The sequence below is a fragment of the Parashewanella hymeniacidonis genome (assembly GCF_016900895.1).
GTDB classification, from domain to species: Bacteria; Pseudomonadota; Gammaproteobacteria; order Enterobacterales; family Shewanellaceae; genus Parashewanella; species Parashewanella hymeniacidonis.
Genome location: NZ_JAFEUN010000241.1, coordinates 1 through 2,206, shown reverse-complemented (window position 1 = coordinate 2,206; position 2,206 = coordinate 1). Strand labels below are relative to the sequence as shown.

General features: G+C 39.0%; 1 protein-coding gene. It reads right to left on the bottom strand.

Annotation, left to right across the window (positions count from 1 at the left end; all coding sequences use genetic code 11):
• Window positions 1-238: 238 nt before the first annotated feature.
• A complete protein-coding gene (locus tag JQC92_RS22005) occupies window positions 239-1,675 on the bottom strand; it encodes a glyceraldehyde-3-phosphate dehydrogenase (RefSeq protein WP_205001667.1) in 1,437 nt (478 codons plus the stop codon).
• Window positions 1,676-2,206 lie beyond the last annotated feature (531 nt).

Sequence of the window (2,206 nt, the reverse complement as noted above, 5' to 3'; positions counted from 1 at the left end):
ATGTAACAAAGAAGAATTGGCGCTGAGAAGTCCACGCAGTGCGAGTTGCACAGCTTGTTACTCTTCGTTGCCAGTGCTAACAATAGCTCACTATTGCCGCACACTGTCGCCTTGATTAACAAGCTGTGCATTCTCGCTGAAATCGAGCATCTTCAGGTATCATGGGTATAATCAATTCTGATCGCTCAGACATAGAAAAGGCCGCATAATGCGGCCTCAAAACACACTATCAAACATATCAGCCGTTAGGCAACGATAACGTATTCAAACCAAGCATTTTTTCCATAACGCCAACAACCTGGCAGCTGTAACCAAACTCGTTGTCATACCATACGTATAGAGTTGCACGCTTACCTTCAGCAATGGTTGCTTCTGAATCCACAACGCCGGCATAACGAGAACCAACTAAATCTGAAGAAACGAGCTCTGTCGACTCTGTAAAGTCAATTTGATGCTGAAGTTCTGAATGTAATGCTGAATTACGCAGATAAACATTAAGTTCCTCTTTATTTGCTTCAGAATTCAGATTCAAGTTCAAAATGGCCATAGAAACATTTGGTGTAGGAACCCTGATAGCGTTACCTGTTAACTTACCTTCCATTTCTGGTAGAGCTTTTGAAACCGCTTTGGCTGCACCAGTAGAAGTAATAACCATGTTCAATGCTGCACTACGTCCACGACGATCTGCTTTATGGTAGTTATCAATGAGGTTCTGATCATTGGTGTACGAGTGAATCGTCTCTACATGACCATTCTCGATACCGTACTTATCATTTACTGCTTTAAGCACTGGAGTAATAGCATTAGTTGTACAACTTGCAGCAGAAATGATTTTGTCTTCCGCTTTAATATCGTCATGGTTTACACCAAAAACGATATTTTTTATAGCATCTTTCGCAGGAGCCGTAAGTAATACTTTCGCAGCACCTTTCGATTTAAGGTGCATACCTAGACCTTCTTCATTAGTCCAGATACCTGTGTTATCTACAACCAATGCATTATTAATACCGTACTGAGTATAATCTACTTCGTCTGGAGAGTTAGCGTAGATAACTTGAATGTATGTACCGTTGGCAATGATGGCGTTATTTTCTTCATCAATCTCAACAGAACCATTAAACGGTCCATGAACTGAGTCACGACGAAGTAAGCTTGCACGCTTTTCTAAATCACCTTTACGACCACCACGTAAAACAATGGCACGCAAACAAAGCTTATTATTTTGACCCGTTTTTTCAATTAATAAACGTGCTAATAAACGACCAATACGGCCAAAACCATATAAAACAACGTCTTTAGGCTCAGTATTCGCTTCGTTGTCGATTCCTGACGCAAGCTCTAATGCCATGTATGCTTCAATGTTGCTTGCATCACTATGGTTACGCCAATAGTTAACGGCTAGCTTTCCGATATCAACTTTACAGTGCTTAACATCAAGTTTGCTTAATGCTTCAACGAATGGGAAGCTTTCACGTAAACGTAATTTATCACCAACAAAACGACGAACTAAACGGTGAGCTTTAATAATTTCAATAGTAGACGCATTCAACAGCGGCTTACCATACATTACTACTTCTACACCTTGGTTTCGGTACAGTTTACCAAGCAAAGGTTGCATAGCTTCTGCTAATTCGAAACGTTCTTGCCAACTTTTTAGGTGTTTATCAGCGTTCATTTATCAATCCTTTTTTTCACTTTGTTCGCAAATGAGGACAAATGCTGAGTGAAAATAACAAATCATGGGTAAAGAGGAGTATTCGCCTACGGGTATTCTTAACCTACCTCTGCAAATTGGCCGCAATTGTAAAGAAAACTCATGTGCTAATCCAGCTGCGGCCAGGAATACAACCTTGTAATTTTATTAGAAAAAACAGCCATCACAGAATGAAAAATCGTTATTTTTTGTAATAATTACAACAAAGTTAATGTATTGATGTAAAAACCCTGTTTTCTTAGCGTAAAATTCAACACCTTATTTGTTCGAATTGTAAATAAAATCCCTAAAAAATTAATGTTTTTTTGTGTTTTTTATTTTAATCGTCTTGAATTCGAACAACGAGTAGAGGAAGTTTATTTTGATGAAGGCTCATATCGGGTTCAAGACTGCTAGGTAACCAATAGTTGAATGAGTGGCTCAAGCAGCCCTTTACCTCGTAGGCCAGCATTGTGTACAAACTCAAAAAAACCAAGATAAAGAGGGAGTTTT

Bases quoted from the DNA above. Each gene is read 5' to 3' on its own strand.
- JQC92_RS22005 (WP_205001667.1), bottom strand. From the start codon at position 1,675: ATGAACGCTGATAAACACCTAAAAAGTTGGCAAGAACGTTTCGAATTA.